This window comes from Novosphingobium sp. B1, assembly GCF_900176395.1.
In the GTDB taxonomy this organism is placed as follows: Bacteria; Pseudomonadota; Alphaproteobacteria; order Sphingomonadales; family Sphingomonadaceae; genus Novosphingobium.
Genome location: NZ_FWXL01000008.1, coordinates 83126 through 108702, shown reverse-complemented (window position 1 = coordinate 108702; position 25577 = coordinate 83126). Strand labels below are relative to the sequence as shown.

32 protein-coding genes are annotated in these 25577 nt (G+C 64.6%); 16 read left to right on the top strand and 16 right to left on the bottom strand.

Going from position 1 to position 25577, the window contains the following annotated elements; all coding sequences use genetic code 11:
* Positions 1 to 76: 76 nt before the first annotated feature.
* Positions 77 to 877, bottom strand: a complete 801-nt coding sequence (locus tag B9A23_RS23455; RefSeq protein ID WP_084279927.1) for a cold-shock protein — start codon at positions 875 to 877, stop codon at positions 77 to 79.
* Positions 878 to 1169: 292 nt separating this feature from the next.
* Between B9A23_RS23455 and B9A23_RS15120 the strand changes: the two genes are divergently transcribed.
* From B9A23_RS15120 to B9A23_RS15110, 3 genes are read left to right on the top strand one after another with little or no spacing between them, the layout of a single operon-like run.
* Positions 1170 to 1604, top strand: coding sequence for a protein tyrosine phosphatase family protein (locus tag B9A23_RS15120; protein WP_084279926.1), 435 nt, complete (start codon positions 1170 to 1172; stop codon positions 1602 to 1604).
* Positions 1605 to 1623: 19 nt separating this feature from the next.
* Complete coding sequence (locus B9A23_RS15115; protein ID WP_254895138.1) at positions 1624 to 2067, top strand: hypothetical protein; 444 nt, start codon at positions 1624 to 1626, stop codon at positions 2065 to 2067.
* A complete protein-coding gene (locus tag B9A23_RS15110) occupies positions 2064 to 2951 on the top strand; it encodes a sterol desaturase family protein (protein WP_084279924.1) in 888 nt (295 codons plus the stop codon). Before B9A23_RS15115 ends, B9A23_RS15110 begins: the two co-directional genes overlap by 4 nt.
* Before the next feature lie 3 nt (positions 2952 to 2954).
* Here the strand turns inward: B9A23_RS15110 and B9A23_RS15105 are convergent, their stop codons facing one another.
* The 3 genes from B9A23_RS15105 to B9A23_RS15095 are packed head-to-tail and all read right to left on the bottom strand — an operon-like array spanning position 2955 to position 5211.
* A complete protein-coding gene (locus B9A23_RS15105) occupies positions 2955 to 3767 on the bottom strand; it encodes a GDSL-type esterase/lipase family protein (RefSeq protein ID WP_084279923.1) in 813 nt (270 codons plus the stop codon).
* Complete coding sequence (locus B9A23_RS15100; protein WP_084279922.1) at positions 3767 to 4966, bottom strand: serine palmitoyltransferase; 1200 nt, start codon at positions 4964 to 4966, stop codon at positions 3767 to 3769. Before B9A23_RS15100 ends, B9A23_RS15105 begins: the two co-directional genes overlap by 1 nt.
* A gap of 5 nt (positions 4967 to 4971) precedes the next feature.
* Complete coding sequence (locus B9A23_RS15095) at positions 4972 to 5211, bottom strand: acyl carrier protein (protein WP_039332481.1); 240 nt, start codon at positions 5209 to 5211, stop codon at positions 4972 to 4974.
* A 228-nt stretch (positions 5212 to 5439) separates the two neighbouring features.
* On the opposite strand from B9A23_RS15095, the gene B9A23_RS15090 reads away from it, so the two are divergent.
* The gene (locus tag B9A23_RS15090; protein WP_084279986.1) at positions 5440 to 5976 is read left to right on the top strand and encodes a Pycsar system effector family protein; all 537 of its coding nucleotides are present in this window, start codon (positions 5440 to 5442) and stop codon (positions 5974 to 5976) included.
* A 4-nt stretch (positions 5977 to 5980) separates the two neighbouring features.
* Here the strand turns inward: B9A23_RS15090 and B9A23_RS15085 are convergent, their stop codons facing one another.
* Positions 5981 to 6343: a response regulator gene (locus tag B9A23_RS15085; protein ID WP_084279921.1), complete on the bottom strand. Its 363-nt coding sequence runs from the start codon at positions 6341 to 6343 to the stop codon at positions 5981 to 5983.
* Positions 6344 to 6398: 55 nt separating this feature from the next.
* Here B9A23_RS15085 and B9A23_RS15080 point away from each other — a divergent pair, with 55 nt between their 5' ends.
* From B9A23_RS15080 to B9A23_RS15060, 5 genes are read left to right on the top strand one after another with little or no spacing between them, the layout of a single operon-like run.
* Complete coding sequence (locus B9A23_RS15080) at positions 6399 to 6674, top strand: DUF3572 domain-containing protein (RefSeq protein ID WP_139797501.1); 276 nt, start codon at positions 6399 to 6401, stop codon at positions 6672 to 6674.
* Entirely contained in the window at positions 6671 to 7303 is a 633-nt protein-coding gene (locus B9A23_RS15075) for a hypothetical protein (RefSeq protein ID WP_084279920.1), read from the top strand. The genes B9A23_RS15080 and B9A23_RS15075 overlap by 4 nt, the downstream gene beginning before the upstream one ends.
* Positions 7300 to 7767 (top strand): RidA family protein, encoded by a 468-nt coding sequence (locus tag B9A23_RS15070; RefSeq protein ID WP_254895137.1) that lies wholly within the window; start codon positions 7300 to 7302, stop codon positions 7765 to 7767. Before B9A23_RS15075 ends, B9A23_RS15070 begins: the two co-directional genes overlap by 4 nt.
* Positions 7739 to 8515 (top strand): glycerophosphodiester phosphodiesterase family protein, encoded by a 777-nt coding sequence (locus B9A23_RS15065; RefSeq protein ID WP_176218014.1) that lies wholly within the window; start codon positions 7739 to 7741, stop codon positions 8513 to 8515. Before B9A23_RS15070 ends, B9A23_RS15065 begins: the two co-directional genes overlap by 29 nt.
* 7 nt (positions 8516 to 8522) lie before the next feature.
* Positions 8523 to 9653, top strand: coding sequence for a GNAT family N-acetyltransferase (locus B9A23_RS15060; protein ID WP_084279983.1), 1131 nt, complete (start codon positions 8523 to 8525; stop codon positions 9651 to 9653).
* 3 nt (positions 9654 to 9656) lie between these two features.
* Here B9A23_RS15060 and nusB read toward each other — a convergent pair whose 3' ends face one another.
* From nusB to hisG, 3 genes are read right to left on the bottom strand one after another with little or no spacing between them, the layout of a single operon-like run.
* On the bottom strand, positions 9657 to 10103 hold the full coding sequence (nusB, locus tag B9A23_RS15055) for a transcription antitermination factor NusB (protein WP_084279918.1): 447 nt from the start codon (positions 10101 to 10103) through the stop codon (positions 9657 to 9659).
* On the bottom strand, positions 10100 to 11389 hold the full coding sequence (gene hisD / locus B9A23_RS15050) for a histidinol dehydrogenase (RefSeq protein ID WP_084279917.1): 1290 nt from the start codon (positions 11387 to 11389) through the stop codon (positions 10100 to 10102). The genes nusB and hisD overlap by 4 nt, the downstream gene beginning before the upstream one ends.
* Positions 11389 to 12060, bottom strand: coding sequence for an ATP phosphoribosyltransferase (gene hisG, locus B9A23_RS15045; protein ID WP_084279916.1), 672 nt, complete (start codon positions 12058 to 12060; stop codon positions 11389 to 11391). The genes hisD and hisG overlap by 1 nt, the downstream gene beginning before the upstream one ends.
* A 42-nt stretch (positions 12061 to 12102) precedes the next feature.
* Between hisG and B9A23_RS15040 the strand changes: the two genes are divergently transcribed.
* Together B9A23_RS15040 and B9A23_RS15035 are read left to right on the top strand one after the other, a co-directional pair.
* Positions 12103 to 13158, top strand: a complete 1056-nt coding sequence (locus tag B9A23_RS15040) for a DUF2332 domain-containing protein (RefSeq protein ID WP_084279915.1) — start codon at positions 12103 to 12105, stop codon at positions 13156 to 13158.
* 50 nt (positions 13159 to 13208) lie between these two features.
* On the top strand, positions 13209 to 13928 hold the full coding sequence (locus B9A23_RS15035; protein ID WP_084279914.1) for an extensin-like domain-containing protein: 720 nt from the start codon (positions 13209 to 13211) through the stop codon (positions 13926 to 13928).
* 3 nt (positions 13929 to 13931) lie between these two features.
* Here B9A23_RS15035 and B9A23_RS15030 read toward each other — a convergent pair whose 3' ends face one another.
* The 4 genes from B9A23_RS15030 to B9A23_RS15015 form a co-directional block, all read right to left on the bottom strand.
* Positions 13932 to 14837: an alpha/beta fold hydrolase gene (locus tag B9A23_RS15030; protein WP_084279913.1), complete on the bottom strand. Its 906-nt coding sequence runs from the start codon at positions 14835 to 14837 to the stop codon at positions 13932 to 13934.
* The gene (locus B9A23_RS15025) at positions 14834 to 15652 is read right to left on the bottom strand and encodes an SDR family NAD(P)-dependent oxidoreductase (RefSeq protein WP_084279912.1); all 819 of its coding nucleotides are present in this window, start codon (positions 15650 to 15652) and stop codon (positions 14834 to 14836) included. The genes B9A23_RS15030 and B9A23_RS15025 overlap by 4 nt, the downstream gene beginning before the upstream one ends.
* 109 nt (positions 15653 to 15761) lie before the next feature.
* Positions 15762 to 17300, bottom strand: a complete 1539-nt coding sequence (locus tag B9A23_RS15020; protein WP_084279911.1) for a methyl-accepting chemotaxis protein — start codon at positions 17298 to 17300, stop codon at positions 15762 to 15764.
* Positions 17300 to 17650, bottom strand: a complete 351-nt coding sequence (locus B9A23_RS15015) for a hypothetical protein (RefSeq protein WP_139797492.1) — start codon at positions 17648 to 17650, stop codon at positions 17300 to 17302. The genes B9A23_RS15020 and B9A23_RS15015 overlap by 1 nt, the downstream gene beginning before the upstream one ends.
* A 158-nt stretch (positions 17651 to 17808) precedes the next feature.
* On the opposite strand from B9A23_RS15015, the gene B9A23_RS15010 reads away from it, so the two are divergent.
* Positions 17809 to 18636 (top strand): 23S rRNA (adenine(2030)-N(6))-methyltransferase RlmJ, encoded by an 828-nt coding sequence (locus B9A23_RS15010; protein WP_084279909.1) that lies wholly within the window; start codon positions 17809 to 17811, stop codon positions 18634 to 18636.
* Positions 18637 to 18639: 3 nt separating this feature from the next.
* Here B9A23_RS15010 and B9A23_RS15005 read toward each other — a convergent pair whose 3' ends face one another.
* From B9A23_RS15005 to B9A23_RS14995, 3 genes are read right to left on the bottom strand one after another with little or no spacing between them, the layout of a single operon-like run.
* Positions 18640 to 19530 (bottom strand): pirin family protein, encoded by an 891-nt coding sequence (locus tag B9A23_RS15005; protein ID WP_084279908.1) that lies wholly within the window; start codon positions 19528 to 19530, stop codon positions 18640 to 18642.
* Entirely contained in the window at positions 19527 to 20003 is a 477-nt protein-coding gene (locus tag B9A23_RS15000) for an NUDIX hydrolase (protein ID WP_254895136.1), read from the bottom strand. The genes B9A23_RS15005 and B9A23_RS15000 overlap by 4 nt, the downstream gene beginning before the upstream one ends.
* Positions 19996 to 20268, bottom strand: coding sequence for a BolA family protein (locus tag B9A23_RS14995; RefSeq protein ID WP_084279907.1), 273 nt, complete (start codon positions 20266 to 20268; stop codon positions 19996 to 19998). The genes B9A23_RS15000 and B9A23_RS14995 overlap by 8 nt, the downstream gene beginning before the upstream one ends.
* A gap of 40 nt (positions 20269 to 20308) precedes the next feature.
* Here B9A23_RS14995 and B9A23_RS14990 point away from each other — a divergent pair, with 40 nt between their 5' ends.
* Positions 20309 to 20899, top strand: coding sequence for a J domain-containing protein (locus B9A23_RS14990; RefSeq protein ID WP_084279906.1), 591 nt, complete (start codon positions 20309 to 20311; stop codon positions 20897 to 20899).
* Between the two features lie 67 nt (positions 20900 to 20966).
* On the opposite strand, the gene B9A23_RS14985 is transcribed toward B9A23_RS14990, so the two are convergent.
* A complete protein-coding gene (locus B9A23_RS14985) occupies positions 20967 to 22571 on the bottom strand; it encodes a phosphoenolpyruvate carboxykinase (RefSeq protein ID WP_084279905.1) in 1605 nt (534 codons plus the stop codon).
* Positions 22572 to 22813: 242 nt separating this feature from the next.
* Between B9A23_RS14985 and B9A23_RS14980 the strand changes: the two genes are divergently transcribed.
* Genes B9A23_RS14980 through B9A23_RS14970 form a run of 3 tightly spaced genes read left to right on the top strand, consistent with a single transcriptional unit; the run spans position 22814 to position 25573 of the window.
* A complete protein-coding gene (locus B9A23_RS14980; RefSeq protein WP_084279904.1) occupies positions 22814 to 23569 on the top strand; it encodes a response regulator transcription factor in 756 nt (251 codons plus the stop codon).
* Positions 23570 to 23594: 25 nt separating this feature from the next.
* Entirely contained in the window at positions 23595 to 25157 is a 1563-nt protein-coding gene (locus tag B9A23_RS14975) for a sensor histidine kinase (protein WP_084279981.1), read from the top strand.
* Entirely contained in the window at positions 25154 to 25573 is a 420-nt protein-coding gene (locus tag B9A23_RS14970) for an HPr kinase/phosphorylase (protein ID WP_084279903.1), read from the top strand. Before B9A23_RS14975 ends, B9A23_RS14970 begins: the two co-directional genes overlap by 4 nt.
* Positions 25574 to 25577 lie beyond the last annotated feature (4 nt).

The window sequence follows — 25577 nt, the reverse complement described above, 5'->3', positions numbered from 1 at the left end:
GCCCTTCAGGACCGCCATCTGTGCGCGTATGTGTTGCAGGCTGCCGGTCAGACTACCGGAAGCGTTGCAATCGGGATCAACCCTGAATCGGCACCAGGTTGACCGCCGAGTGCTTGCCTCGTCGATCGACCTCGAGGTCGAATTCCAGCTTGTCGCCTTCGTTCAGTTCGCGCAGGCCCGAGCGCTCCACGGCACTGATGTGCACGAACGCGTCCGGCTGGCCGTCGTCACGCGTGATGAAGCCGAAGCCCTTCATCGCGTTGAAGAACTTGACCGTGCCGGTTGCCTTTTCGCCGGTCAGCTCGCGCTGCGGCGCAGCGGGCTTTGCCGCGACGGGGATGACATCGCCAACGACCTGAAGGTCGGCAGCCGAGATCTTTCCACCACGATCGACGAGGTTGAACTCGAGCGTCTGGCCTTCAGCCAGGCCTTCGAGGCCTGCACGTTCAACTGCGCTGATGTGCACGAAAACATCTTCGCCGCCGTCTTCGCGCGAGATGAAACCGAAGCCCTTCTGGCCATTGAAGAACTTCACGACACCCTTGCCGGTGCCGACAACCTGGGCAGGCATGCCGCCGCCGCGCGGGCCGCCGAAGCCGCCACCGCCGCCGCCACGCGGACCGCCGCTGAAGCCGCCGCGATCACCGCCGCCGAAGCCGCCACGATCGCCACCGCCGAAGCCGCCGCGATCACCGCCGCCAAAGCCGCCGCGTCCGCCGCCGCCACCGAAGCGATCACCGCCTCCGAAGCCGCCGCGGTCACCATAACCGCCGCCGCCACCGAAACCGCCACCGCCGTAGGGATCGAAACCGCCCTCGTCGCCGAATCCGTCGCGCTTGTCTCTGCCGCGACCGCGCCGCCCTCTGTCAAAACCCATAGAAATCAATAGACCTTCAATCCGCCCCAACCTTCCCGGCACCGCAGGCCGGACGCGGGAGCCGGCGGCGCGACGAAGGAATCAGTACCGGACTCAATAGGCCGGACCTCACCTTTGCGCCCAAGACTATAGAGCAAAAACACAAGACCGCTAACGGAATCGACAGGTCAGCCACAATTCGTCCCGAAAACTGTGGCTTTTGTGTCCGTTTTCGCATTAGCGCGGCGCACACTTGCCCGGGGAAGCCGCATTGGGCAGAAGCAATTGCCCGCAGGTTATCAGGACTCGACCGATGTTTCGCAAGATTGACGACAAGACCTTTGCCAGCCCCCAGATCGGCCTAGCCGAAGTGGCCTATGCCAAGGCGCTGGGCATCGGCCTGATCATCAACAACCGCCCGGAAGGCGAGTCCGACGATCAGACGCCCGGCCCGCAGATCGAGGCGGCTGCCAAGGACGCAGGCATGGGCTATGTCGCGATTCCGGTCAGCCATGCGGGGTTCTCGATGCCGCAGGTCGAAGCCATGCAGCAGGCGCTGGCGCAGGCTGGCGATGCACCGGTGCTCGCCTATTGCCGTTCGGGCACGCGCTCGACCCTGCTCTGGGCACTGGCGCAGGCCCGGTCCGGTCTCAATCCCGATGAGATTGCCGAAAGGGCTGCAGGAGCCGGGTACGACATCGCGCCGATCCGCGCCACGGTCGACATGCTGGCCGCGCAGGTCGGCTGAACGCACCTTGGGGGAGGGGGTGAACGCGATACTCGCCAGCGTGCTGGCCAATCCGCAGGCCGCAAAGGCCATGCAACTGCTTGGCTCGCTTATCGCGATCCTCGTGCTGGCGTGGCTGGCTCGCCGGATCGGCCTGGGCGGTGATCCGCGCATCCAGGACGCTGACGAGGCGTGCGCCCTTGCCGAAGACGCGATCTGCGGCTTCGATGCGCGCGATGTGGTCGTTGACCGTGCCGGCATCGGCGCACTTGCTCGCGACACGCTCGGACGCGTCTTGCTGATCCGCCAGCATGGCAGCCACTTTGCCGCGCGCGAACTGACCAGCCATGCCGGCGTTCGCCTCGATGGGCGCTTCCTGACCATCGCCACTGACGATCGCCGCTTTGGCAAGGTCACGCTTGATCTTGGCGATCAGGCGCAAGTCTGGGCTGCCAGCCTGCGCCGTCTCGGAGCCGCGGCATGAAACCGATCGACGTCGTCACTTATGCCGTGCCGTTCTTCGTGGTCATGGTGCTTACGGAGATGATCTGGGCTGCGCGCCGCGCGCCGCAAAAGTACGAACCGCGCGACACGCTCACCAGCCTTGCACTCGGCCTCGGCAGCACTGTTGCCGGCGCGCTCACGGCCGGCACCGTTTTTGCGGCCGCCGTGTGGCTCTACGACCATCGCGTCGCGACTGTGCCATTCGCTTGGGTCGCGTGGATCGGCTGCTTCGTGCTTGATGACTTCAACTATTACTGGGCGCACCGCACCGGACACCGCGTCCGCTGGTTCTGGGCGAGCCACGTCAATCACCATTCAAGCCAGCACTACAACCTGTCGACAGCCCTGCGTCAGACCTGGACCGGCTTCTTTGCGCTGTCGTTCATCTTCCGGATCTGGCCTGCCTTTCTCGGCTTCCATCCGGCGATGCTGGTCACCGTGGGCGGCGCCAACCTGATCTATCAGTTCTGGATCCATACCGAGGCGGTCGGCCGCATGCCGCGCTGGTTCGAGGCGGTGTTCAATACGCCATCGCACCACCGCGTCCACCACGCCACCAATCCGCTCTATCTCGATCGCAACTATGCCGGTGCGCTGATCATCTGGGACCGCCTGTTCGGCACCTTCCAGCGCGAGCGTGACGATCTTGCGATACGCTATGGCATCGTCAAGCAGCTCGGCAGCTTCCACCTCCTGCATGCCGCATTCCACGAATGGCGGGGGATGCTGGCCGATTTCTGGCGCGCGCCGCTGCGCCACAAGCTTTCATACCTGATCCGCGAGCCCGGCTGGAGCCATGACGGCAGCCGCGACGGCTCCGATGCGATCCGCGCCCGCTGGCTCGAACGCCACGGCGCGGATTAGGCCTCAGCGCTTCCTGGGCGCGGCGGCTTTGGGATCAGGCTTCGCCGTGGTCAGCCTCTCCGCCTCGGCGATGGCCGCCTTGGCGATCGGCTCCATCACGGCATAGCCCTTCGCGTTGGGGTGGATCCCATCGGGCGCCAGATCGGGATTGATGCCGCCTTCGGCATTGACCAGCGCTGCATGATAATCGGCGTAGGCCGCGCCGCGCACCCTGGCGTAATCCTTCAGCCAGGCGTTTAGCGCCACGACCTGCCGCGCCGGTGCCAGGGCCGGCTTCCACGGAAACTTTGCGGCGGGCAGAATGCTGCCGATGACCACGGCAATTCCGTTGGCCTTGGCAAGATCCACCATCGCGGCGACATGGTTTGTGTACATCTCCGCGCTGTTGGGTCCGGTATTGCCGGCAAGGTCGTTGGTGCCGATCATGATGTGCACCACCCTTGGCCGCAGACGCACCACGTCCTGATAGAACCGCACCAGAATCTGCGGGCTGGTCTGCCCGCTGATCCCTCGGCCCACCGCACCTGCGACGAACAGCGTAGGTGCAAGCCCGACCCAGTTCTCGGTGATCGAATCGCCGATGAACACCACGCGCGGTGCCTGCGCGAGCTGCTTGTCGGCAGCTGCATAGCGGCATTCCCATGCCCAGTCATATTGCCGGACATAGGGATGCGCAAAGTTCAGCCCGCGCTGGTCGGCAGGGCATGGCTTTTCGATCATGCCTTCGCCCGGCGGCGTCACCACGACAGGTGCGGCATTCTGCGCAAGCGCAGGCATTGCCGCAAAAGCAAGCACACCGGCAATAATCGCCCGCATCAGATGATTCCCACGGCCTTTCCGGCGCGCTCGAACATGCCGATGATCGTCTCGACCTGATCGGCGGAATGTTCGGCGCAGAGCGAGCAACGCAGCAGCGTCATGCCCGCAGGCGTTGCCGGCGGACGCGCGAGGTTGACGTAGAGCCCCTCATGCAGAAGCGCTTCCCACATCGCCGCGCCGCGTTTCAGATCGGGCATGATTACTGCGATGATCGCGCTTTGCGGCTCGCTGGTACCAAGCTGGAAACCCTTGTCCCGCAAGCCCTTGTGCAGCGTCTTGGAGTTTTCCCACAAGTGCGCGCGCTTGTTTCCGGCATGCATCAGCTTGCGGATCGATGTTGCCGCAGTGTGCACCACGCTTGGCGGGAGCGAGGCGGTGAACACATAGGGACGGCACACCAGCCGCATGATCTCGAACTTGGGGTGGTTCGAAACGCAGAAGCCGCCAACCGTGCCGACCGACTTGGAGAAAGTGCCGATCACGAAGTCGACGTCTGCCAGGCAGCCCTGATCCTCGGCCACGCCACGCCCGTTGGGGCCGATGAAGCCCATCGAGTGCGCTTCGTCGACCAGCACCATCGCGCCGTGTTCCTTGGCGATGCGGATCATTTCCTTGAGCGGTGCGATGTCGCCCAGCATCGAATAAACGCCTTCGAGCACGACCAGCTTACCCGCGCCCTCTGGCACGCGCTTGAGGCGCTTTTCCATGGCCTCGATGTCGTTGTGCTTGAACGGCACCACTTCGGCATCGCCCATCTTGCAGCCGTCCCAGATCGAGGCGTGACTGTCGATGTCGAGGATGATGTAGTCACCCTTGCCGGCGATCGTGCTGATGATCCCGAGGTTGGCCTGGTAGCCAGTGGAGAACACCATGGCATGGTCCATGCCATAGAACTCCTTGAGCGCTTCCTCGCACAGCTTGTGTCCGGCGTAAGTGCCGTTGAGAACGCGGCTGCCGGTGGTGCCCGAACCGTAATCGTCCAGCGCCTGCTTGCCCGATGCGATCACATCGGGGTCGAAGGTCATGCCCATGTAGTTGTAGGTGCCGAGCAGGATCGTCTCGCGCCCGTTGCAGACAGCCACGGTGGGGCTGATCACCCGTTCCATGACAAGGTTGAACGGGTCTTCCACGCCACCGGCAAGCAGGGCGCGGCGCTGCTCGATCAGCGGATCGAACTTGCTGAAAAGGTCGGTCATCGGGCTTATCCCTGCAGCTTGGTCACTGCGTCGATCAACTGGCCGTACGTTTCGATCTCGGCCTGCTGGTTCATGCTGATGATGATGTCGAAATCGTCCTCGATCGCGGCGACAAAGTCCATCACAGTCAGGCTGTCCCATTCCAGATCGCCGGCAAAGGTCGTGGCCTCGGTGATCGCGATGCCCTTCTTGTTGAAGGGCTCGATCAGTTCGGCGATCTTTTCGGCAGTTGCAGCGCGATCCATCAATTCTTCTCCAATGGGCAGAGGTCCCAGTGCTCAGGCATGGCCCCTGCCAGACGATTGCGGCGGAAAAGCGGCCTTTGCCCCTGCTTGTCAAGAAGGCTCTCCCTGTGCCATCCCCGTCTTATCGGCAAAAGCCGCCAGCGGGGAGAGGCGATCTTGGGCGATAACGCAGCATCACCGGGGCCAGTGGCACAAGCTTCGCCCGAGATTCCCAAGGCAGCGCCTTCCATGCCGTCGCCTTCCGGATATTCGAACCACGCCATTCACCTCGTCCGCACTTCGCAACAGATCAACCTCACGCTCAGCCAGATGGCCGATGCCAAGGCCTCGATCCTGATGGGGGCGACCTTCCTGGTCTTCACGATATCGCTAGGGCAGGCGAAGAACGGCACGCTGCCATGGTCGCTGGGCGTGCTTGCGCTGTTCGCCTTCATTTCCGCGATGTGCGCGGTCTTTGCCGTACTGCCCTCGATCAGCAGCCCGAAGTCGGCCAGGCTCAATGATGGCAAGGCCAACAAGCTGTTCTTCGGCTACTTCACCCACATGGACGAAGGCGAATGGACCGATTCGATCCTTGATGAACTGCGCGCCGATGAAACCGTGTTCCGCACCATGCTCCACGATATCTACCAGAACGGGCAGGTGCTGCAGCGCAAGAAGTACAAGTACCTGGCCTATGCCTACAAGAGCTTCATGGCCGGCTTGTGCCTGACGGTGGTAACCTTCGCCATAGAGCACGCCCACAGCGTCGCCATGGCGATGTAAGCGTTCAGACCAACGCGTTGACCGCCACCATGAAGGGGCCGATCGATACTGGCTTGGCAAGGTAGCCTTCGGCACCGGCGGCCCGGATCGCTTCCTCGTCGCCCTTACCGGCATAGGCGGTAACGGCGAGGATCGGGATCGCCTTCAGCTCCTCGTCGGCCTTGATCGCCTCGATCAGGTCCATGCCCGAGATGTTGGGCAACTGGATGTCCATGATCACCAGATGCGGCATGAACAGGCGCGTCTTCTCGATCGCCTCCCTGCCGTCGGCCACTGGCTCCACCTCGAAGCCCTTGGCGCGCAACAGGTCGCAGAACAGCTTGCGGTTGAGGTCGTTGTCCTCGACAACCAGAATTCTTCTTGCCACTGACGCGCCTGTTCCCGAAAGCTTGCGCGCGCATCCTTATTGCCAGCAAAGGTCCCTGACAATCATCCGCGAACCTTCCTCCCCCGTCGATCCTTCCGCTTTGGCGTTGCAGGCGCTCGGCTGGGTCCTGTCGGACGGGGACCGCGCCGAACGCTTCCTGGGCCTCACCGGCCTGACGCCCGACGAACTTCGCGCAGGTCTCGGCGATCCGGCCATGCTCGGCGCCGTGCTCGATTTTCTCGCCAACCATGAGGCAGACCTTGTCAACGCGGCCTTCGCTCTCGACATCTCGCCTGAAACCCTGATTGCCGCCCGGAAGGAATTGTCATGAGTAGCCGCCCCCTGATCGTCAGCGATTGCGACGAGGTGCTGCTGCACATGGTCGCGCCTTTCCGCGACTGGCTGGGCGAGGAACAGGGTGTCACCTTCAAGATGGACAGCGCTGATTTCTCGAAGGCCATGCGCTATGCCAAGGATGGGGAGCTGGTGCCGCCGCAGGAAATCTGGAACCTGCTCAACAAGTTCTTCGATACCGAAATGTACCGCCAGCAGGCCATCGCCGGCGCTGTCGCCGGGATCAACGCAGCCGGTCAGGATGCCGATGTCGTCATCCTGACCAACCTCAACGATCACCGTCGCGACATGCGCGCGCGTCAGCTTGCTGATGTCGGCATCAATGCCCGCGTCTTTACCAACCAGGGGCCGAAGGGGCCGGCGCTCAAGGCCATCCTTGATGAATACAACCCCTCGCGCGCCCTGTTCATCGACGACCTGCCGCAGCATCACGATTCGGTCTCGCAACTGACCCCCGACGTGATCCGGCTGCACCTGTGCGGCGAACCGCTGCTAAGCCCGCATATCGACTGCGCTCACAAGGCCGGTCACGCCCACGCCAGGATTGACGACTGGGAAGCGGCGCTGCCATGGATCATGGCCCAAATTCATGGAGAAGACGCGTGACCGATACCGTTGAAGCAAAGCTTGCCGCCCTCGGGCATACGCTGCCGCAGGCCGCCGCGCCTGTCGCCGCCTATGTACCGACCGTGGAGGCAAACGGTCTGCTCCATGTCTCAGGCCAGTTGCCCTTCATCGATGGCAAGCTGGTCACCGGCCGCCTTGGCGAAGACGTCTCGATCGAACAGGGCACCGCTGCCGCACAGGCTTGCGGCCTGATGATCCTCGCCCAGGTCAAGGCTGCGCTGGGTTCGCTCGACCGGGTTGAGCGCGTGGTCAAGCTTGGCGCGTTCATCAGCTCGACCGGCACCTTCACCGATCAGCCCAAGGTCGCCAACGGCGCGTCCGAACTGATGGCGGCGGCCTTCGGCGATGCCGGCAAGCACGCCCGCAGTGCCGTCGGCGTGCCGGTCCTTCCCCTCGGTGCGGCGGTGGAAGTCGATGCTGTCATTGCTGTTCGCCCTGCTTGACCGCTTTCTGGTCCCCGCGCCGCCCGAGGCGCGGGTCGACTGGCTGCGCGGCAAGACCTACGCCCATCGAGGCCTGCACGGCAACGGCATCGTCGAGAACTCGCCCGCAGCCTTTTCGCTGGCCATCGAACGCGGTCTCGGCATCGAGTGCGACGTCCAGCGCACCGCCGATGGGCAGGCAGTGGTCTATCACGATTGGGACCTGGAACGCCTGACGGGGCGCAACGGCGCGGTCATTGATCAGCGCGCCGAAGACCTCGCCCGCGTCCCTCTTAGCGGCAGCACCGATACCATCCCCACTATCCGGCAGTTCCTCGATCAGGTGGCAGGCCGCGCTCCGGTCCTTATCGAGATCAAGTCGAAGCGAGATATCCGCGTGTCGCCCTTGTGCCTCGCCGTGCGCCGGGCTCTCGAGGGCTACCAGGGACAGGTCGCGGTGATGAGCTTCGACCCGCGCGTCAGCCGCTGGTTCGGCCGCTACTCGCCGCGCATCGTGCATGGCCTCGTCGTGACCGAGGAAGGCAAGCGCACCCTGCTCGCCACGCTCCGCCTGCATCTCGCCTTCTGGCAGGCTCGCCCGCAGTTTCTCGCCTGGGACGTGCGCGATCTGCCATCCAAGTTCGTCGCGACCCAGCGCTGGCGCGGCTTCCCTGTGCTGACCTGGACTGTGCGCTCGGCGGAACTTGCGCAACGCGCCGCCGACTGTGCCGATGGACCTATTGCCGAAGGCGCAGGCCTCGCGGCATGACCGTGGCGTGACTCTCACTGCACGCATCCACAAGGCGGTTTCCGAAATCGAGGCCGATGACTGGGACCGGCTGGCCGGATCCGGGAATCCCTTCGTCAGCCATGCCTTCCTCAAGCTGCTGGAAGATTCCCGCTCTGTCGGGGGCCGGTCGGGCTGGTCGCCACTGCCGATCGTGATCGAAGGCGCTGATGGCCGCCCCGCAGCCGCGCTCCCCGCCTATCTCAAGAGCCACAGCCAGGGCGAATACGTGTTCGATCATTCGTGGGCAGATGCCTGGACCAGGGCAGGGGGCAGCTACTATCCCAAACTGCAGATCAGCGCCCCGTTCACCCCCGCTACCGGCCCGCGCCTGCTGCTGGGAGACCGCCCGGATCTTGCCCTGCCGATGCTGCGCGCGGCCGAGCAGTTGTGCGACAGCAATGGCCTGTCCTCGGCCCACGCCACCTTCATCGAACCGGCACAACTGCCGCTGTTCGAAGAGGCTGGCTGGCTGCCCCGCTCGGACATCCAGTTCCATTGGGAAAACCGCGGCTATGCCAGCTTCGATGATTTCCTTGGCGCGCTGAGTTCCGAAAAGCGCAAGAACCTGCGCAAGGAACGCGCCCGCGCGCAGGACGGCGTCGAAATCCGCCAGTTGACCGGCGACATGATCCGGCCCGAACACTGGGATGCGTTCTGGGAATTCTATCAGGATACCGGCGCACGCAAATGGGGCCGTCCCTATCTCACCCGCGCCGCGTTCGACCTGATCGGCGAGCGCATGGCCGACAAGGTCCTGCTCGTGCTTGCGTTCCTCGATGAGGAGCCCGTTGCCGGCGCGCTAAACTTCATCGGCAGCGAGGCGCTCTATGGCCGCTACTGGGGCGCGCTTGTCGAGAAGCCCTTTCTGCACTTCGAATTGTGCTATTATCAGGCCATTGATGCGGCGATTGCGCTTGGCCTTTCTCGCGTCGAGGCGGGGGCGCAAGGCGGACACAAGCTGGCGCGCGGCTATGAGCCGGTCCGCACCTGGTCGGCGCACTATATCTCGGACCCGAACTTCCGCAGCGCCGTCAGCGATTTCCTCGAGGCCGAGCGTGCCGGCGTCGCCCAGGACCAGCTTTATCTCGGCAAGCGCACGCCGTTCAAGAAGGCGTAAGTCTCAGCGCACGTCCTTGGCGACGGCATCCAGCACACCGTTGACGAACTTGGCTTCGCGCTCCTCGAAGAAGGCATGGGCCACGTCGACATATTCGGTGATGACTGTCGCCACCGGCACGTCCTTGCGCGCCAGCAGCTCGTAGGAGCCGGCGCGCAGGATCTGCAGCATGGTCTTGTCGAGCCGCGCCAGCGACCAGCCCTTTGCCAGCTTGGCCGAAAGCAGCAGGTCGATCTCGTTGCGGCGGGCATCGACGCCCTTCACCAGATCGTCGAAGAAGGCGACATCGGCCTTGAGATATTCGACTTCCTCGATCTCCGCGCCCAGCCGGTGCTGGTGGAACTCGTCCAGCAGCAGGTGCAGCGCGGTCTGCTCCATGTCGGCCTGATACAGCGCCTGCACGGCGGCGAGGCGCGAGGCGGCGCGGGCCTTGCCCGAGATCGCGTTCACAGGCCCAGCCTCACTTCGATCGAGCGGGCGTGGGCGGCAAGGCCCTCGGCCTCGGCAAGGGCAATGGCGGCAGGGCCGACGGCGGCAAGCGCGGCGTCAGTCGCCTCGATAAAGCTGGTGCGTTTCATGAAATCCAGAACGGAAAGGCCCGAGGAAAAGCGCGCGCGGCGCCCGGTGGGCAGGACGTGGTTCGGGCCGGCAACGTAATCGCCGACGGCTTCGGGGGTCATGCGGCCAAGGAAGACCGACCCTGCATGGCGGATCTTGTCGAACAGCGCTTGCGGATTGTCAGTGGCGATCTCGACGTGTTCGGCAGCAAGGGCGTTGGCCAGAGCGGGGGCTTCGTCGAGCGAGTCGACAACAATCATCACGCCGTAATCGTCCCAGCTCGCCTTGGCGACCTTGGCGGTTGGCAGCATGGCGATCTCGACGCCGACCATGTCCGCCACCTGATCGGCGAAGGCGGCATCGTCGGTGATCAGGATCGATTGGGCCACGGGATCGTGCTCGGCCTGGCTGAGCAGATCGGCGGCAATCCACTGCGGGTCGTTCTTGGCATCGGCAATCACGAGAATCTCGGAAGGCCCTGCGACCATGTCGATGCCGACAACGCCGAACAACTGGCGCTTGGCTTCGGCAACCCAGGCATTGCCGGGGCCGGTGATGACATCGACCGGCTTGATCCGGCCAGTCCCATAGGCGAGCGCTGCCACGGCTTGCGCGCCGCCAACACGCCAGACTTCGTCTGCGCCGGCAAGGTGTGCGGCAGCCAGCACCAGCGGATTGGCTTCACCCCTGGGCGTCGGTGTCACGACGACGAGGCGTTCCACGCCCGCGACCTTGGCGGGGATGGCATTCATCAGCAGCGACGATGGGTAGGCCGCGCGTCCGCCCGGGACGTAAAGCCCCGCGCCATCGACGGCGCGCCAGCGCGCACCAAGGCGCATGCCGGCCTCGTCGGTATAGTCGCGATCTTCGGGCAGTTGCGCGCGGTGATAGTCGCGGATGCGCTGCGCGGCGAGCTCAAGCGCGGCGCGCAGATCGGGCTTCAGTGCATCGAAGGCTTCACGGCAGGCTTCGGGCGAAATGCGCCAGTCGTCCTCGCCCGGAGTATGCCCGTCGAACTTTGCGGTATATTCGGCGAGCGCCTCATCGCCGCGAATGCGCACGTCGTCGATGATCGTCTGCACATCGCGCGCGACGTTCTCGTCGCTCTCGCGGCGGTCCTTGACGAGGCGCGCGAAAGCCTTGGCAAAGCCCGGATCGCTGGAATTGAGGCGGAGCATCAGGCGGCCTTCCTTTCCGCCACCATCACGCGGAAGGCATCGACCAGCGCGCCAAGGCGGGCGCTGTCGGTCTTCAGGGCCGCGCGGTTGACGATCAGCCGGGCTGAAACCGGCAGGATCTGGCTGGTTTCGACAAGGCCGTTTTCCTTGAGCGTCCGCCCGGTCGAAACCAGATCGACGATACGGCTGGCAAGACCGAGCGAAGGCGCCAGCTCCATCGCGCCGTTCAGCTTCACGACTTCGGCCTGTACGCCCAGCTTCTCGAAGTGGCGGCGCGTCAGGTTCGGATATTTGGTCGCCACCCGCGCATGGCTTTCGCGCGCGTTTGCGCCGCTTTCCACCATGCTCACCGGCTCGGCCACCGAAAGGCGGCAGTGCCCGATGTCGAGATCGACCGGCGCATAGAGATCGGCATAGTCGAATTCGTCGATCACGTCCGATCCCACCACGCCTGCATGGGCCGCGCCATGGGCCACGAATGTTGCCACATCGAATGCGCGGACGCGAATGATCTTCACGTCGTCGCGATTGGTGGCAAAGGACAGTGCGCGCGAGGCCTTGTTAAAGAAATCGGCCTCGGGCACGATCCCGGCCTTCTCGAGCAGAGGCAGGGCCTCGTCGAGGATGCGGCCCTTGGGCAGGGCGAAAACGAGCGGTGCGGCGGTGGACATAACCCGCCGCCCTTATGGCAGCACGGCGCAAAGGGCAACCGAATGAACCCGATCATGGAGATCGAAGAGGTCGCAAAGGCCATAGAATGGCAGGCCGATCATGCCACGAACAATGGTGCACCCTGCACGGGCCGCGTTGTGCGCGCGCAATTGCGGCTGCTCGACGGCGCGACACGGGTCGGCAGGCGAATCGCCGGATGGCCGGGAAGGCCGCTCGAAGACGCGCTGCCGCTGCGGCTGGCCGGTGGTCATCACAACCTCGTGCTTACCGGCACGGACACCCGCCTCGCTTCGGTCTATCGCGGGGAGGTGACCGATCAGGCACAGGTCGATGCGCTGGTGCTCGCGGTGACGCGGGAGCACGATGAGGCGCTGCTGCCGTGGCTCGACGGGCCGCCGCAAACCAACGAGGCGGGGCGTTCGGCCTCGATCATGGCGGCGCTCCTGTGGCTCTCGGCCCGCGTCGGCCCGCGTTTCGAACTCAACGAGCTGGGCGCGAGCGCCGGCGTCAACACGATGATGGAGCGGTTCTTCTTCGACCTTGGCGGGACGACCGCCGGTCCTGCGGCTTCGCCGATGCGGATCGTACCCGAATGGCGTGGGCCGCCGCCGCCGCAGGCTCCGGTTTCCATTGGCGGCATTCAAGGTTGCGACCGTGCACCGATGAACCTGGCCGACCCGGAGCAGGCGCTGCGCCTGAAGTCCTATGTCTGGGCCGAGGTGACCGAGCGGATTGGACGGATCGATGCAGCCATCGCGCTGGCTGCCCAAAAAGCGCCTGACGTGGTGCAGATGGACGCAGGCGACTTCGTTGCCGAGCGGCTGGCCGCGCCGCAGGATGCCGATACGACACGTGTGATCTTCCATTCCATCGTCTGGCAATACCTGCCGGCCGAAACGCGCGCGCGGATCGAGACCCTGATGGCGCAGGCGGGCGCCAAGGCCGATCAGTCGCGGCGGCTGGCGTGGGTGATGCTCGAGACCAACCGGCAAACCTTCCGGCACGAACTGACCGTGCGCCATTGGCCCGGCGGAGAGGAGCTGGTGTTGCTCGGCACCGCTCATGCCCATGGTGCCTGGGTGGAGTGGCTGCCCTAAGGTCTGCCCCGCCTGCAGAAACGATCTCCTCGCCTCTTGGTTGAGCGAAGATGCGCCGCTCTCTCCTTCGCACCGTCATTGTCCTGCTGATCATCGCCTCGGCGGGGCTTGCCGGATGGGAGTGGTTGCAGCGGCATCCCGAGCATGACCCTTGGGCGCCGCTGGCGCTGGTCGACCCGCCTGGTTGGGCGACGGCGATGAAGCTTCAGACGCTGCGGGGTGACCGGGCAGTGTGCCGCGCCTTCCTGGAAAGCAGCGGGATCATGGCCGAGCCCCTGCCGCCGACGGGCGAGGGGCAATGCCTGCGAGGTGACCGGCAGGTTTTGCAAGGTCTGGCACAGGTGAAGGTAAGGTTGGCCCCACGTGGTGCCCAGGCAACCTGCGCCATCGATGCAGGTCTGGCCATGTGGCTGCGGCATGGCATCCAGCCCGCCGCAGAGCGCCTTCTCGGCAGTCCCGTCACCTCGGTCGAGCACTTTGGCACCAACAATTGCCGCCGCATCGGTGGCGGATCCGACGGCAACTGGAGCGAGCACGCCACCGGCAACGCCATCGACATCAGTGCCTTCGTGCTTGCAGACGGCCGCCGCATCTCGGTGCTCAAGGGCTGGGCGTCAGGCGATGAGAAGGCAGCGTTCCTGCATGACGTGCGCGATGCGGCGTGCCAGAGTTTCTCGACCGTGCTCTCACCTGACTACAACGCCGCCCACGCCGATCACTTGCACCTCGATCAGGCGCAGCGATCCGGCGGCTGGGCGGCCTGCCGATGACCTTCAGCCAAGGAAACGGTCGAGCGCGGCGTTGACCGCCTGCGGGGCTTCCCACGGCACGAAGTGCCCGCAATCGTGGACTTTTTCGAGCGTGAGATTGGTGACAAGGCGGTCCATGCCATCAAGGTTGCACGCGGGCAGGGCCATGTCGTCCATCGCCCAGATCACCAGCGTCGGAATCTGCAGGGGCGGCACCTGTGCGTCCTGATAGCCTTCGGGCAGTTCGAACGGCGCATCCATCGGCGGGACGGCCATCGGGATGGCGCGATACCAGTTGAGCATGGCGATGGCGGCATCGGGATTCGACCAGTCCTTGAACAGGGCGGCGCGCTCTTCCTCTTCCATCACCGGCGAGCGGTTCCAGTTGAGCGCCTGCAGCAGCAGCGCGCCAAGTCCGTGTTCGCGCACCATGGCGTCGTTGGCGGGATCGCGGAAGGCGCGCATGTACTGGCTGGCCTCGCGCTGCTGGCGGTCGGTCCAGAGCAGGCGCGGGAAGATCACCGGGTGCGGGGCATTGGCAATGACCGCGCGGGTCACCCGCGTGCCCTGGCCGAGCAGGGCGACGCCCCAGGCAATCGCACCGCCCCAGTCATGGCCGAGCACCGTGAACTTCTCGACGCCGAGCGCATCCGCAAGCTGGAATACATCGCCGATCAGCTTGTCGGGCGTGTAGTTCTCCACGCCCTCGGGCTTGGACGAGCCGCGATAGCCGCGCTGGTCGGGCGCGATGCAGCGGAAGCGGGCGGAAAGATGCGCGATCTGGCGGCGCCAGGTGCGGTGACTTTCCGGGAAGCCGTGGAGGAAGATCAGCGTCGGCGCATCGCGCGGTCCGACATCGAGGACATCGAGTTCGATGCCGCTGGCGAGTTTCACGCGCTGCAAGTCGGCAAAGCCCGGCTGGTCGGTCATTGGCTGGCTCCCTCTTCCATCTTCTGGGCATAGCCCGAAGCGACGACAGCGGCCATCTGATCGTGCAGGGCATCGGGCGTGCGACGCAGTTCGCCGATCTGCAGTTCCATGCCCTCGGCCACGATGATTTCGCGCTCGTCCGCCGCGATGGCTTCGAGCATCCGGGCGACGGCCGCATCTGGGTCGAGCCCGTTCTCGATAGCCTTGTCGCTGACACCCCGCTTCTGGCCATCGGCGGCCAGGGCATTGCGCGAGACATTGGTGCGAATCGATCCGGGCGCGATCACCTGGACCTTGATGCCCAATCCGGCGACCTCGGCGCGCAAGGCGTCGGAATAGCCGAACAGGCCGAACTTTGCCGCGCTGTAGGCCGTGCGCATCGGCGAGCCGACCTTGCCGGCCACGCTGGATATCATCACGAGCCGCCCTGACTTTCGCGCAGCCATGTGCGGCAGCAGCGCCTGCGTAAGTGCGATGGGAGCGAGCAGATCTACCGCGACGATGCGCTCATAGACCGGAAACGCGGTATCGACGGCAAGCGAGCGCTGGGAGATACCCGCGTTGTTGACCAGCACGTCCACACGGCCCTGCCAGTTCCACGCCGCTTCGGCCGCACGGGCGGCGGCGGCGTAGTCGGTCGCCTCGAACGGCAGAACCATGGCCTTGGCGCAACGGCTGGCGATGTCGGCAAGCGCGGCTTCGTTTCGTCCCGAAAGGATCAGTTGCGCGCCCTGGGCGGCAAGGCTTCGCGCCATCGCCGCACCGATGCCCGAGGAAGCCCCGGTGATCCAAACGACCTGTCCAGCAAACGCCATCCAAATGCTCTCCCTGTTGGATCGATTCTTAACCGATCCATTAAGAGCATGGTGTCAGGGATTTGCCGGAGAGGGAAGAGCGGGAAGTACTGGAAGTGCGTTGTCGCGGTCAGGCGACCCGCAGTGCAGGCGATGAACGTTCTGCGCGACCATCGTAGCCGGATGTGCGGAACCTGCTGACGAGGCGGCGCAATTCCTCGGCCGCACGTGCCAGCTCGTGGGCAGCGGCATTGCTCTCCTCGACCATCGCCGCATTCTGCTGGGTCAGGGTATCGAGGTTGGCGAAGGAGCTGCTCACGCGGGAAAGTTCTGCCGATTGCCGCACGGCCGAGTCGGCGATTTCCGACACCGAGCCGCTGACCTGCGAAACGCGGGTCACGATGTCATCGAGGACCGTGCCAGTCTTGCCGACCAGACTGACGCCTTGGGCGACCTGTTCGCTCGATGTCTGGATAAGATGGCGGATGCTGCTGGCCGCATCGGCAGACCTCTGTGCGAGCGCGCGCACTTCGTTGGCGACAACGGCAAAGCCCTTGCCCGCATCGCCTGCACGGGCCGCCTCGACGCCGGCGTTCAGGGCCAGAAGGTTGGTCTGGAAAGCGATTCCGTCGATCAGGGAGATGATCTGGCCAATTTCCTTCGACGAGCGTTCGATCTCGTTCATTGCGGCGACTGCGCTGGAGACGACCGTGCCGCCTGTTTGCGCAAACTGCTGCGCTTCCCCGATCGCTTCGCGGGTATGGCCGGCATTGCGCGCGGTCTGGTCGATTTCTGCGCAAATCTCGTGCGTGACCGATGTGTTCTGTTCAAGAGCGCTGGCCTGCTGTTCGGTGCGCCTTGCCAGATCGTCCGATGCGCTGCGGATTTCCGAAGACCCGCGCGTTATGAGATGGGTGGTGGTCGAAACGGCGCCGACAAGACGGTCGAGATCGGTGGTCGCGGCGTTGAAGCTGTTCTTGAGCTTCGCGTATGCCGGGGGAAAATCTACATCGATCTTGGTGCGCAGGTCGCCGGCTGCCAGTTCCTCCAGCCGCTGTTCCACGGCCGATATCACCAGTTTCTGCTCGTCGGCAGCGCGTTGCCGCTCTGCAGCCGAGGCCTGTTCCATGGCAAGCTTGTGGGCTTCGGCCTCGGCCTGGGCAAGGATCAGGCGTTGCAGCTGGACGCTGAGGAAGACCAGCGCCGCCGTTTCCGCGATCACGACGACAGCGTGCAGGACCACGCGGAGAAAATCGGCACCGTTGTTGTAGACCAGTTCGGGTGCGACGAAGTTGCCGAGCAGGTGATGCACCGCGGTCAGTGCCGCTCCGGTGATGATCGCCCGCCAGTCTGCCAGAACCACGACGATGGCGAGGCACGCGAAGAAGACCATGTGCAGGTCGATCATCCAGCTCGACCCTGCCCACTGATAGAGCAGGATCATCGGAAAGGTCATGACTCCAGCCGCGACGGCGCAGCGTTGCGTCGTGTTACCCTGGCCGTTGAGGGCGACATAGGCAGTGAGCGCGGCGGCAAAGGTGGCCGCAATCGGTGGCATGAAGCCCGATCCGGCCCAGATCTCTCCGATCCACACAATCAGCGCGCCCATGATCGATGCGAACGCCAAGGCACGAAGGCCATTTGCGCGGAGGGCCTGCAACTGATCCATTACTTTTCAATCCTTGGAGAGCCGGTGCACAGGCCAAGCGGAACCGCGATCGCGATCACACCGTGGTGCAGGGAGGCATACAGGGCGCCATCGGGCGCATGGTCGAGGACCATACCGCCAAGCGGGGTGGTTCCGATGATCCGCGCACCATGCCCGGTCGCCCAGCGGGCATAGGAACCCGAGGCGGAGGGCGAGAGGGAAAGCACAGCGAGCGCCGCGCCTTGCTTGGGCGAAAGTGCCGTCGCCGGGAGCAGTGCACAGACGAGCAACAACAGGCTGATGCTGCCGAATCGGCTCTTTCCGCTCTCTTTTGCTTCGGCCTGCATGGCGCAATGATAACGAACGATCATTGCCGCCAAACTATAGGCGGGTCAGGGTAATTGCGTGTTTCTGCAGCGGCCGGTGCCGGTTGGAGGCCGGTCAGAGCTTGGTGGAAGGAGCCTGCCAGCCTATGAGCAGGCACCCCTGCCCATGGGGCCGCAACAAACCGTCAGGATTTTCAAGTACAGTGAATTACCGTCATTCCTTCCATGCAGGCAACAGCGCTGACGTCGTCAAGCACGCGCTTCTGATCGCGCTTGTGCGGGCCCTGCAGCTCAAGGACAGCGCAATGACCCTGATCGATACCCATGCCGGCTGCGGATTGTACGATCTGCGCGGCGATCAGGCGCAACGCACGGGTGAGGCAGTGCAGGGCGTGATGCGGGCCTTTGCCGATACGAACCCGTTGCTGGAAGATTTTCGCACTGCGGTTCAGGCGGTGAACGAGGGAGAGGAGCCAGCGCTCTACCCCGGTTCGCCGCGCTTTCTGGCGCAAATGCTACGGCCTCAGGATCTGCTGATCCTCAACGAGAAGCACCCGGAGGACGCTTATGCCCTGCGCGGGGCGATGCGCGGCACACCGGCGGCCGTGCACGAGCGCGACGCCTACGAGCTTTGGCTGGCGATGGTGCCGACGCGCACCCCGCGCGGGCTGGTGGTGGTCGATCCGCCATACGAGCAGACCGACGAACGTGCGCGGATCACGAAGACCCTTGCCGCCGCGCACCGCAAGTGGTCGCATGGCGTGACGGTGATCTGGTATCCGCTGAAAGACCGCTCTGCGCACGTCCACTGGAAGGATAAACTGCGCAGGCTCGGCATCCCGAAGCTGCTCAACGTGGAGCACTGGCTCTATGATGCCGACCAACCGGGGATCTACAACGGCGCGGGGCTGTTCATTGTGAACCCGCCCTATGCCTTCACGCAAGGCCTGCTGCCCATGCTCGAAGCGCTGCGCGCCGCGCTGGCTCCTGAGGGGCACAGCGGCACGCTGAGCGCCGAGTGGTTGAGCTGAAGCTCAAGGATAGCTTACGGTGGTTGCCACCTTCGGCAGCGGTATGAACTCCTGCTCATCCCCCGGCACTTTGGGGAAGCGGCCCTCCTGCCAGTCGGCCTTGGCTTGGTTGATGCGGTCGCGGCTGGAGCTGACGAAGTTCCACCAGACGTGACGCTTCGTGGCAAAGGCTTCGCCGCCCATCAGCATGACGCGGCCGCCGGTTTCCGATTGCAGCTTGAGGACGGCGCCGGGCGCAAGGACGACGAGGTCGTAGAGGGCCAGGGGATGTCCGTCGATCTGCGCCTCGCCGCCGACGAGCATGACTGCGCGTTCGTCGGCCTCGGCATCGATGGGCAGGCTGCCGCCCGGGGTCAGCAGAATCTCGGCATAGATCGTGGCGGCGTGCTGGGTGGTGGGGGCAGTCTTGCCCCACAGCGTGCCCATGATAACCCGCGCGCTGACGCATACGTCCTCGACCAGCGGCAGGGCGGTTACCTGTTCGAAGGCCGGGGCGATCTCCTCCTGGCCATCGGGCAGGGCGAGCCACGTCTGCATGCCGTAAAGGTGGGGGCCGCCGGGGCGTTCGGTTTCGGGTGAGCGTTCGGAATGGACGATGCCGGTGCCGGCGGTCATCAGGTTGACCTGCCCGGGGCGGATCGTGGCGAAGGAGCCGAGGCTGTCGCGGTGGTCGATCGCGCCTTCGAACAGCCAGGTGACGGTCGCAAGGTTGATGTGCGGGTGCGGGCGCACGTCCATGGCGGTGCCATCGGGCAGGTGGGCAGGGCCGAACTGATCAACAAAGATGAACGGGCCGACCATGGTGCGCAGGCGAGAGGGGATTGCGCGGCGAACCTCGAACGCGCCGAGATCGTGGGCAACAGGGGTGATCGTCTGAATGAAGGGTTCAGTCACGCTTGCGCCTCCAGATCGAGCAGTTCGAGCAGATTCACCGGGAAAACCGGCTCGTGCCATTCTGCCAGTTCCGCGCGGGTAAACCAGCGAAATTCCTTGATAAGTTCGCGCTCAATCGCGGTATGGCCGGAAGTGTCGGGCGTGAAGCTTTGTGTGCGGACGCGGAAGAAGCGCTCGTCCGAAGTGATCGGTTCGCCTTCCAGCGTGAGGTAATCGTCGGCGCGGCGGGCGATTTCGGGGCCGCAAGTCTCGAGCGATAGGCCGGTTTCCTCGAACAGTTCGCGGACGGCGGCCACGGCAAAGTCCTCACCCGGATCGCATTCACCGCCCACGCCGCACCAGAACGGGCGGCGGTCCTTCGGTGCGAAGCGGATCAGGAGCAGGCGGTCTTGCTCATCAAGCAGGAGGATGCGGGCGGCGCGCCTGATGCGGCGTTCATTTACCGCCAGATCACTCCCCCCCAGATCACTCACCGGGCGCGCGGGCCTTGATGGCGAGGGCGTGTACGCGCTGGCCGGGCAGATCGCCGAGCGCCTTGTTGACCATGCGCTGGCGATTGAGGCGCGTCTGGCCCGTAAAGGCAGTGCTCTCGATCTCGACGGTGAAGTGGGATTCGCCGGTGCCGTCATCGCCCATGTGGCCCGAATGCGATGCGCTGTCGTTGATGACGGCAAGGTGCGTGGGGCTGAGGGCTTCGGTCAGGAGTCGTTCGATTTCCTGTGCAACTGGTCCCGTCATGTCTTCCCTTCCAATGCTTGCATCGCCATGTGGGGCGCAAATGCGTAATGACAAGTTTCACGGTCGCGTCCAGGGTTCAGGCCGCGTTTGCAATGCCCCGGGATGCAACGAGCCGGGCGAATTCCGCGCGCCGGGCGTACGCTCGTCAGGCTTCGACGGGCCAGGCGACTATCGCTGGTTTTGCCTTGAACACGTCCGCCAGTTCAACTCGGGATACGATTTCTTTGCCGGCATGACGCCGGACGAGATTTTCAAGGCGCAGTCGCCCATCGCCGGGTGGGAGCGCGAGACACGCGCCTTCCGGCCCGATGCGGGGATCGACCAGGCACCGCGCTGGTCCGACTTCGCCGATCCGTTAGAAGCGATCGCGCAGCGGGCAAAGGCACGGCGGGCGGATCACCAGAAGGCCGCCGATGCGGCGCGGCGCGGCATCAGTCCCGACGAGCGCAAGGCCTACGATGTGCTCAGCCTCGGCTACGATGCTGATCGCCGGCAGCTGCGCAGCCGCTATTCAGAGCTGGTGCGCAAGTACCACCCGGACCGCAATGGCGGCGACCGCACGTTCGAAGGGCGGCTGCAGGAAGTTGTCGAGGCCTACAACCTGCTCAAGAGCAGCGCCCTTTTTGCCTGAAGCGTCTGCCTGAACGAAACGGGGCTCCCGAAGGAGCCCCGCCGCATTTCCATCAGTGTCACCGCGATCAGGCTGTTACCGGCGCCGCGTCGCGAACTGACTGGTCGACATGATCAGCGAACTGCTGGAAGTTGTCGACGAACTTGCGCACCAGTTCCTGCGCGGTCCGATCGTACTCTTCCTGATCGGCCCAGGCACCACGCGGATCGAGCAGGCGGGTTTCCACGCCGGGAACTTCGACCGGCACTTCGAAGCCGAAGTTCGGGTCCTTCTTGAAGGTGGCGTTATTGAGGCTGCCGTCAAGCGCGGCGTTGAGCAGGGCGCGGGTGGCCTTGATCGGCATGCGCTTGATGCCTTCCTGCGTGGCCTTGCCGCCCGACCAGCCGGTGTTGACCAGCCAGCACTTCACGCCGCCCTTGGCGATGCGCTCCTTGAGGAGGTTGCCATAGACCGACGGGTGACGCGGCATGAACGGGGCACCGAAGCAGGTGCTGAACGTGGCTTCCGGCTCGGTCACGCCGATTTCGGTACCGGCAACGCGGGCGGTGTAGCCCGAGAGGAAGTGGTACATCGCCTGATCGGGCGTGAGACGCGCGATCGGAGGCAGGACGCCATAGGCATCAGCGGTAAGGAAGATCAGGTTGGCAGGAACCGGCCCAAGGTTCTTTTCCGAGCAGTTCGGAATGAAGTCGATCGGGTAGGAACCGCGGCTGTTCTCGGCCAGGCGGTTGTCGTCGAGGTCGATCGTGCGGGTGGCAGGATCGATCACCACGTTTTCGAGCACGGTGCCGAAGCGCTTGGTCGTGGCGAAGATTTCCGGCTCGGCTTCGGCCGAAAGGCGGATCATCTTGGCGTAGCAGCCGCCTTCGAAGTTGAACACCGCGGTATCCGACCAGCCATGCTCGTCATCGCCGATCAGCGTGCGCGAGGCGTCAGCCGAAAGCGTGGTCTTGCCGGTGCCCGAGAGGCCGAAGAACACGGCGGTCTTGCCATCGGGGCCGACGTTGGCCGAGCAGTGCATCGGCATCACGCCCTTCACGGGCAGCAGGTAGTTGAGAATGCCGAAGACCGACTTCTTCATCTCGCCGGCATAGGCCGTGCCACCGATCAGGATCAGCTTCTCGGTGAAGTTGACCGCGATGACGGTTTCGCTGCGGCTGCCGTGGCGCTCCGGATCGGCGCGGAAGCTGGGCAGGTCGATGATGGTGTATTCCGGCACGAACGAGGCAAGCTCGTCGGAGGTCGGGCGGACCAGCAGGGTGCGGATGAACAGGTTGTGCCAGGCGAATTCATTGATCACGCGCACGTTGACGCGGTGTTCGGGCTGCGAGCCGCCGAACAGGTCGGCCACATAGAGCCGATCCTTTGCGCCGAGTGCCGCGATGAAATCGGCCTTGAGCGCGGCGAAGTGCTCGGGCGTCATCGCGACGTTGGTCTTGCCCCACCACACGGTGTTCTCGGTCTCGGCATCGCGGACGATGAACTTGTCCTTGGCCGAACGGCCGGTGTGCTTGCCGGTTTCGACCACAAGCGGGCCATCGACGCTGAGCAGGCCTTCACCGTTGCGAACAGCATGCTCGACGAGAGGCGCCGTGCCGAGGTTGGCGAACAGCTCTGCCGGTTCGGGATAGCCCTGGCTGGCGAGGGACACGTTCAGGCTGGTATCGGACACTTGGGGCCTCCCGTTGGTGGCGCTTAAGGCAGAGATTTGCCCGCTTGCGCACGGATTGCGAATACGAATGCGCTGATTCTCGGTCTGCGCATAGTCACCTGCATTTGCTGCGTCAAATGACACGCGGCAACGAAGATTTTTTGCGCACTGGCTTGCATTCCGTGCAACTCAGATTGCTGCAGCGCAGCGCATTTCGCGCTTGAAGTTGCAAGCTTTCCCCAGGGTCGGTATCGCTCGAAACCATGGTCACGCCGCAAACGCCCCGCGCAGAGAGCTTGGATGCACCTCGCACGATCGCGCTGGTCGATGATGACCGCAACATCCTAACAACTGTTTCGATCGCGTTGCAGACCGAAGGCTTTGCAACGCGCCTCTACAACGATGGTGATGTTGCGCTGAAGGCGTTGCTGGACAACCCGCCCGACCTGGCAGTGTGCGACATCAAGATGCCGCGCATGGACGGGCTGGAACTGTTGCATCGCCTGCGCGAGAAAAGCGATCTGCCGGTAATCTTCCTGACCAGCAAGGATGACGAGGCAGATGAAGCGCTCGGTCTGGCGATGGGGGCGGACGATTACATCGCCAAGCCTTTCAGCCAGCGTCTGCTCGTTGCGCGGATAAAGGCAATATTGCGCCGCAGCGAAATCGTTCGGCGCGAGGCGGCGGAACAGGAGCCGGACAGCGAACCCTTACCGGAACCGATCCGGCGTGGACGGCTGGTGATGGACCCGGCGCGCCATGCCGTGGCCTGGGAAGGCCAGCCGGTATCGCTGACGGTGACGGAGTTCCTGATCCTCGAAGCGCTCGCGGTGCGACCGGGGGTGGTCAAGACACGCAACCAGCTGATGGATGCGGCCTACCACGACGATGTCTTCGTCGACGACCGGACGATCGACAGCCACATCAAGCGCCTGCGCCGCAAGTTTCGCGCCGTAGACGCGCAGTTCGATGCGATCGAGACGCTTTACGGGGCAGGCTACAGCTTTGGCGAGGAGTGAGGCGCCGCCGGTCGCTGCCGCGCCGATGCGCCCGCGCGCGAGCAAGCTGCGCAATCTTTGGCGGATCCGCGGCGTATCGCTGACCACGCGCATCCTGTTCGTCAACGTCATCGCGCTTGCGCTGCTGGCGGGCGGCTTCTTCTACCTCGACAGCTATCGCAAGCAGTTGATCGATGAGCGTTTCAAGCTGGCGCGTGCCGAGGTGGAAATTGCCGCCGACGGCCTGGCCAAGGCCGACATGGCCGAGCGCAAGGATCTGCTGGCGCGGATCGGCACCGAACAGGTGCTGCGCCTGAGGCTCTACGATGGCGACAGCCACCTGCTGGCTGACAGCTTCTCGCTGGCGCCCCCATCGTTCCGGCTGATCGATCCCGAAACCGAGCCTTGGTATCAGAAGGCGGCCCGACTGCTTGATCGCGGAGTGGACTTCATCGTCAACGCCCCGCAGATCGAACGCTACAGCGACACAGCCGAGCGGCCTGCCGGCAGCTGGCCCGAAATCCGCGCGGCCCGCGCCTCGCGCAGGACCGAGGTCTATCTGCGCTATGCGCCCGACCGCACACCGGTGATTACCGCCGCGACACCGGTGGGCGACAACGGCGAGATGCTGCTGTCGCTGCGCAATGCGCTCGATATCGCCCAGTCGGTGCGCGATGCCCGCCAGACACTGGTGATCATCATCGGCATCGCACTGCTGCTTTCGGTGCAGCTGTCGCTGTTTCTGGCGCGCACGATCGTGCAGCCGCTGCGGGCGCTGGTGCGGGCGGCAGTCCGCGTCCGCTTGGGTCGGGAGCGCGAAGTGGTGGTGCCGCGCCTGCCCGAAAGGGGCGACGAGATCGGCCTGCTGGCGCGCGCCGTATCCGACATGACGACGGCGCTGCGCCTGCGGATCGACGCTGTCGAGGCGTTCGCCGCCGATGTGGCGCACGAGTTGAAGAACCCGCTCGCGTCGCTGTCCAGCGCGCTCGAGACAATGGACCGGGTCGACGACCCCGCCTTGCGCCGCCAGCTTTCGGATATCGCGGCGCACGATGTCCAGCGCATCGACCGCCTGATTACCGAAATTGCCGATGCCAGCCGCATTGACGCTGAACTGAGCCGCGCGACGTTCGAGGAGGTGGATCTTGCAGCGCTTGTCTCGCAAGTGGTCGGCGCGCGTGGGGCTCGGGCTGGTGCCGGGGTTCCGATCCGCCAGAGCAATGCCGGCAATCGCGTGATCATTGCCGGAGATGCAGCACGGCTTGAAAGGGTGCTCGAGAACCTTCTGGACAATGCCGTCTCCTTCTCGCCGCGAGATGGCCTGGTCGAGGTTTCGGTGTGGGAGGAAGGCGAGGCTGCGCATATTGCCGTGGCCGACCTGGGGCCGGGGGTGCCGCTGGTCGAGCGCGAGAAAGTGTTCGAGCGGTTCCATTCGGTCCGCCCCGAAGCCGAAGCGTTCGGTTCGCACAGCGGCCTGGGCCTCGCAATCGCGCGGACCATTGCCGAGGCGCATGACGGCACGCTGACCATTCATGATCGGCCCGACGGCCGGCCCGGTGCCTATTTCCTGCTGAGCTTGCCGACCGCCGAGGAGGAGCACGACGCATGAGCCGGGCTGCCCAGTTTACCTGCGTTGCGATCGGCGGGCGCGGGCTGCTGATTTCAGGAAAGTCCGGAAGCGGAAAATCGAGCCTGGCGCTGGCATTGATGGACAGGGGCGCGGTGCTGGTCGGCGATGACGGGATCATGCTGGCGACGGAGCAGGGAAGGCTCATGGCAGCGCCACATCCGAACATTGCCGGCAAGCTGGAAGTGCGCAACCTGGGCCTGCTCGACTTTCCGGTTTCGCCCGCCGTGCCCGTAGCGCTGGCAATAGCGCTTGATCCGGAAGCGCCGCGGTTTGTCGAGAAGCCAGGGACAGTGGTGATCGAGGGTATCAGCCTGCCGCAGATCCGTCTCTGGCCGGAAGGTCCGGTGCTGGCGCTCAAGGCCGAACTTGCCCTCGAGCGGTTCGGGGTGAACTGATATA

Bases quoted from the DNA above. Each gene is read 5' to 3' on its own strand.
- B9A23_RS23455 (WP_084279927.1), bottom strand. From the start codon at position 877: ATGGGTTTTGACAGAGGGCGGCGCGGTCGCGGCAGAGACAAGCGCGAC.
- B9A23_RS15120 (WP_084279926.1), top strand. From the start codon at position 1,170: ATGTTTCGCAAGATTGACGACAAGACCTTTGCCAGCCCCCAGATCGGC.
- B9A23_RS15110 (WP_084279924.1), top strand. From the start codon at position 2,064: ATGAAACCGATCGACGTCGTCACTTATGCCGTGCCGTTCTTCGTGGTC.
- B9A23_RS15105 (WP_084279923.1), bottom strand. From the start codon at position 3,767: ATGCGGGCGATTATTGCCGGTGTGCTTGCTTTTGCGGCAATGCCTGCG.
- B9A23_RS15100 (WP_084279922.1), bottom strand. From the start codon at position 4,966: ATGACCGACCTTTTCAGCAAGTTCGATCCGCTGATCGAGCAGCGCCGC.
- B9A23_RS15095 (WP_039332481.1), bottom strand. From the start codon at position 5,211: ATGGATCGCGCTGCAACTGCCGAAAAGATCGCCGAACTGATCGAGCCC.
- B9A23_RS15090 (WP_084279986.1), top strand. From the start codon at position 5,440: ATGCCGTCGCCTTCCGGATATTCGAACCACGCCATTCACCTCGTCCGC.
- B9A23_RS15075 (WP_084279920.1), top strand. From the start codon at position 6,671: ATGAGTAGCCGCCCCCTGATCGTCAGCGATTGCGACGAGGTGCTGCTG.
- B9A23_RS15065 (WP_176218014.1), top strand. From the start codon at position 7,739: ATGCTGTCATTGCTGTTCGCCCTGCTTGACCGCTTTCTGGTCCCCGCG.
- hisD (WP_084279917.1), bottom strand. From the start codon at position 11,389: ATGCTCCGCCTCAATTCCAGCGATCCGGGCTTTGCCAAGGCTTTCGCG.
- hisG (WP_084279916.1), bottom strand. From the start codon at position 12,060: ATGTCCACCGCCGCACCGCTCGTTTTCGCCCTGCCCAAGGGCCGCATC.
- B9A23_RS15040 (WP_084279915.1), top strand. From the start codon at position 12,103: ATGAACCCGATCATGGAGATCGAAGAGGTCGCAAAGGCCATAGAATGG.
- B9A23_RS15035 (WP_084279914.1), top strand. From the start codon at position 13,209: ATGCGCCGCTCTCTCCTTCGCACCGTCATTGTCCTGCTGATCATCGCC.
- B9A23_RS15030 (WP_084279913.1), bottom strand. From the start codon at position 14,837: ATGACCGACCAGCCGGGCTTTGCCGACTTGCAGCGCGTGAAACTCGCC.
- B9A23_RS15025 (WP_084279912.1), bottom strand. From the start codon at position 15,652: ATGGCGTTTGCTGGACAGGTCGTTTGGATCACCGGGGCTTCCTCGGGC.
- B9A23_RS15020 (WP_084279911.1), bottom strand. From the start codon at position 17,300: ATGGATCAGTTGCAGGCCCTCCGCGCAAATGGCCTTCGTGCCTTGGCG.
- B9A23_RS15015 (WP_139797492.1), bottom strand. From the start codon at position 17,650: ATGATCGTTCGTTATCATTGCGCCATGCAGGCCGAAGCAAAAGAGAGC.
- B9A23_RS14995 (WP_084279907.1), bottom strand. From the start codon at position 20,268: ATGACGGGACCAGTTGCACAGGAAATCGAACGACTCCTGACCGAAGCC.
- B9A23_RS14990 (WP_084279906.1), top strand. From the start codon at position 20,309: ATGCGTAATGACAAGTTTCACGGTCGCGTCCAGGGTTCAGGCCGCGTT.
- B9A23_RS14980 (WP_084279904.1), top strand. From the start codon at position 22,814: ATGGTCACGCCGCAAACGCCCCGCGCAGAGAGCTTGGATGCACCTCGC.
- B9A23_RS14975 (WP_084279981.1), top strand. From the start codon at position 23,595: ATGCGCCCGCGCGCGAGCAAGCTGCGCAATCTTTGGCGGATCCGCGGC.
- B9A23_RS14970 (WP_084279903.1), top strand. From the start codon at position 25,154: ATGAGCCGGGCTGCCCAGTTTACCTGCGTTGCGATCGGCGGGCGCGGG.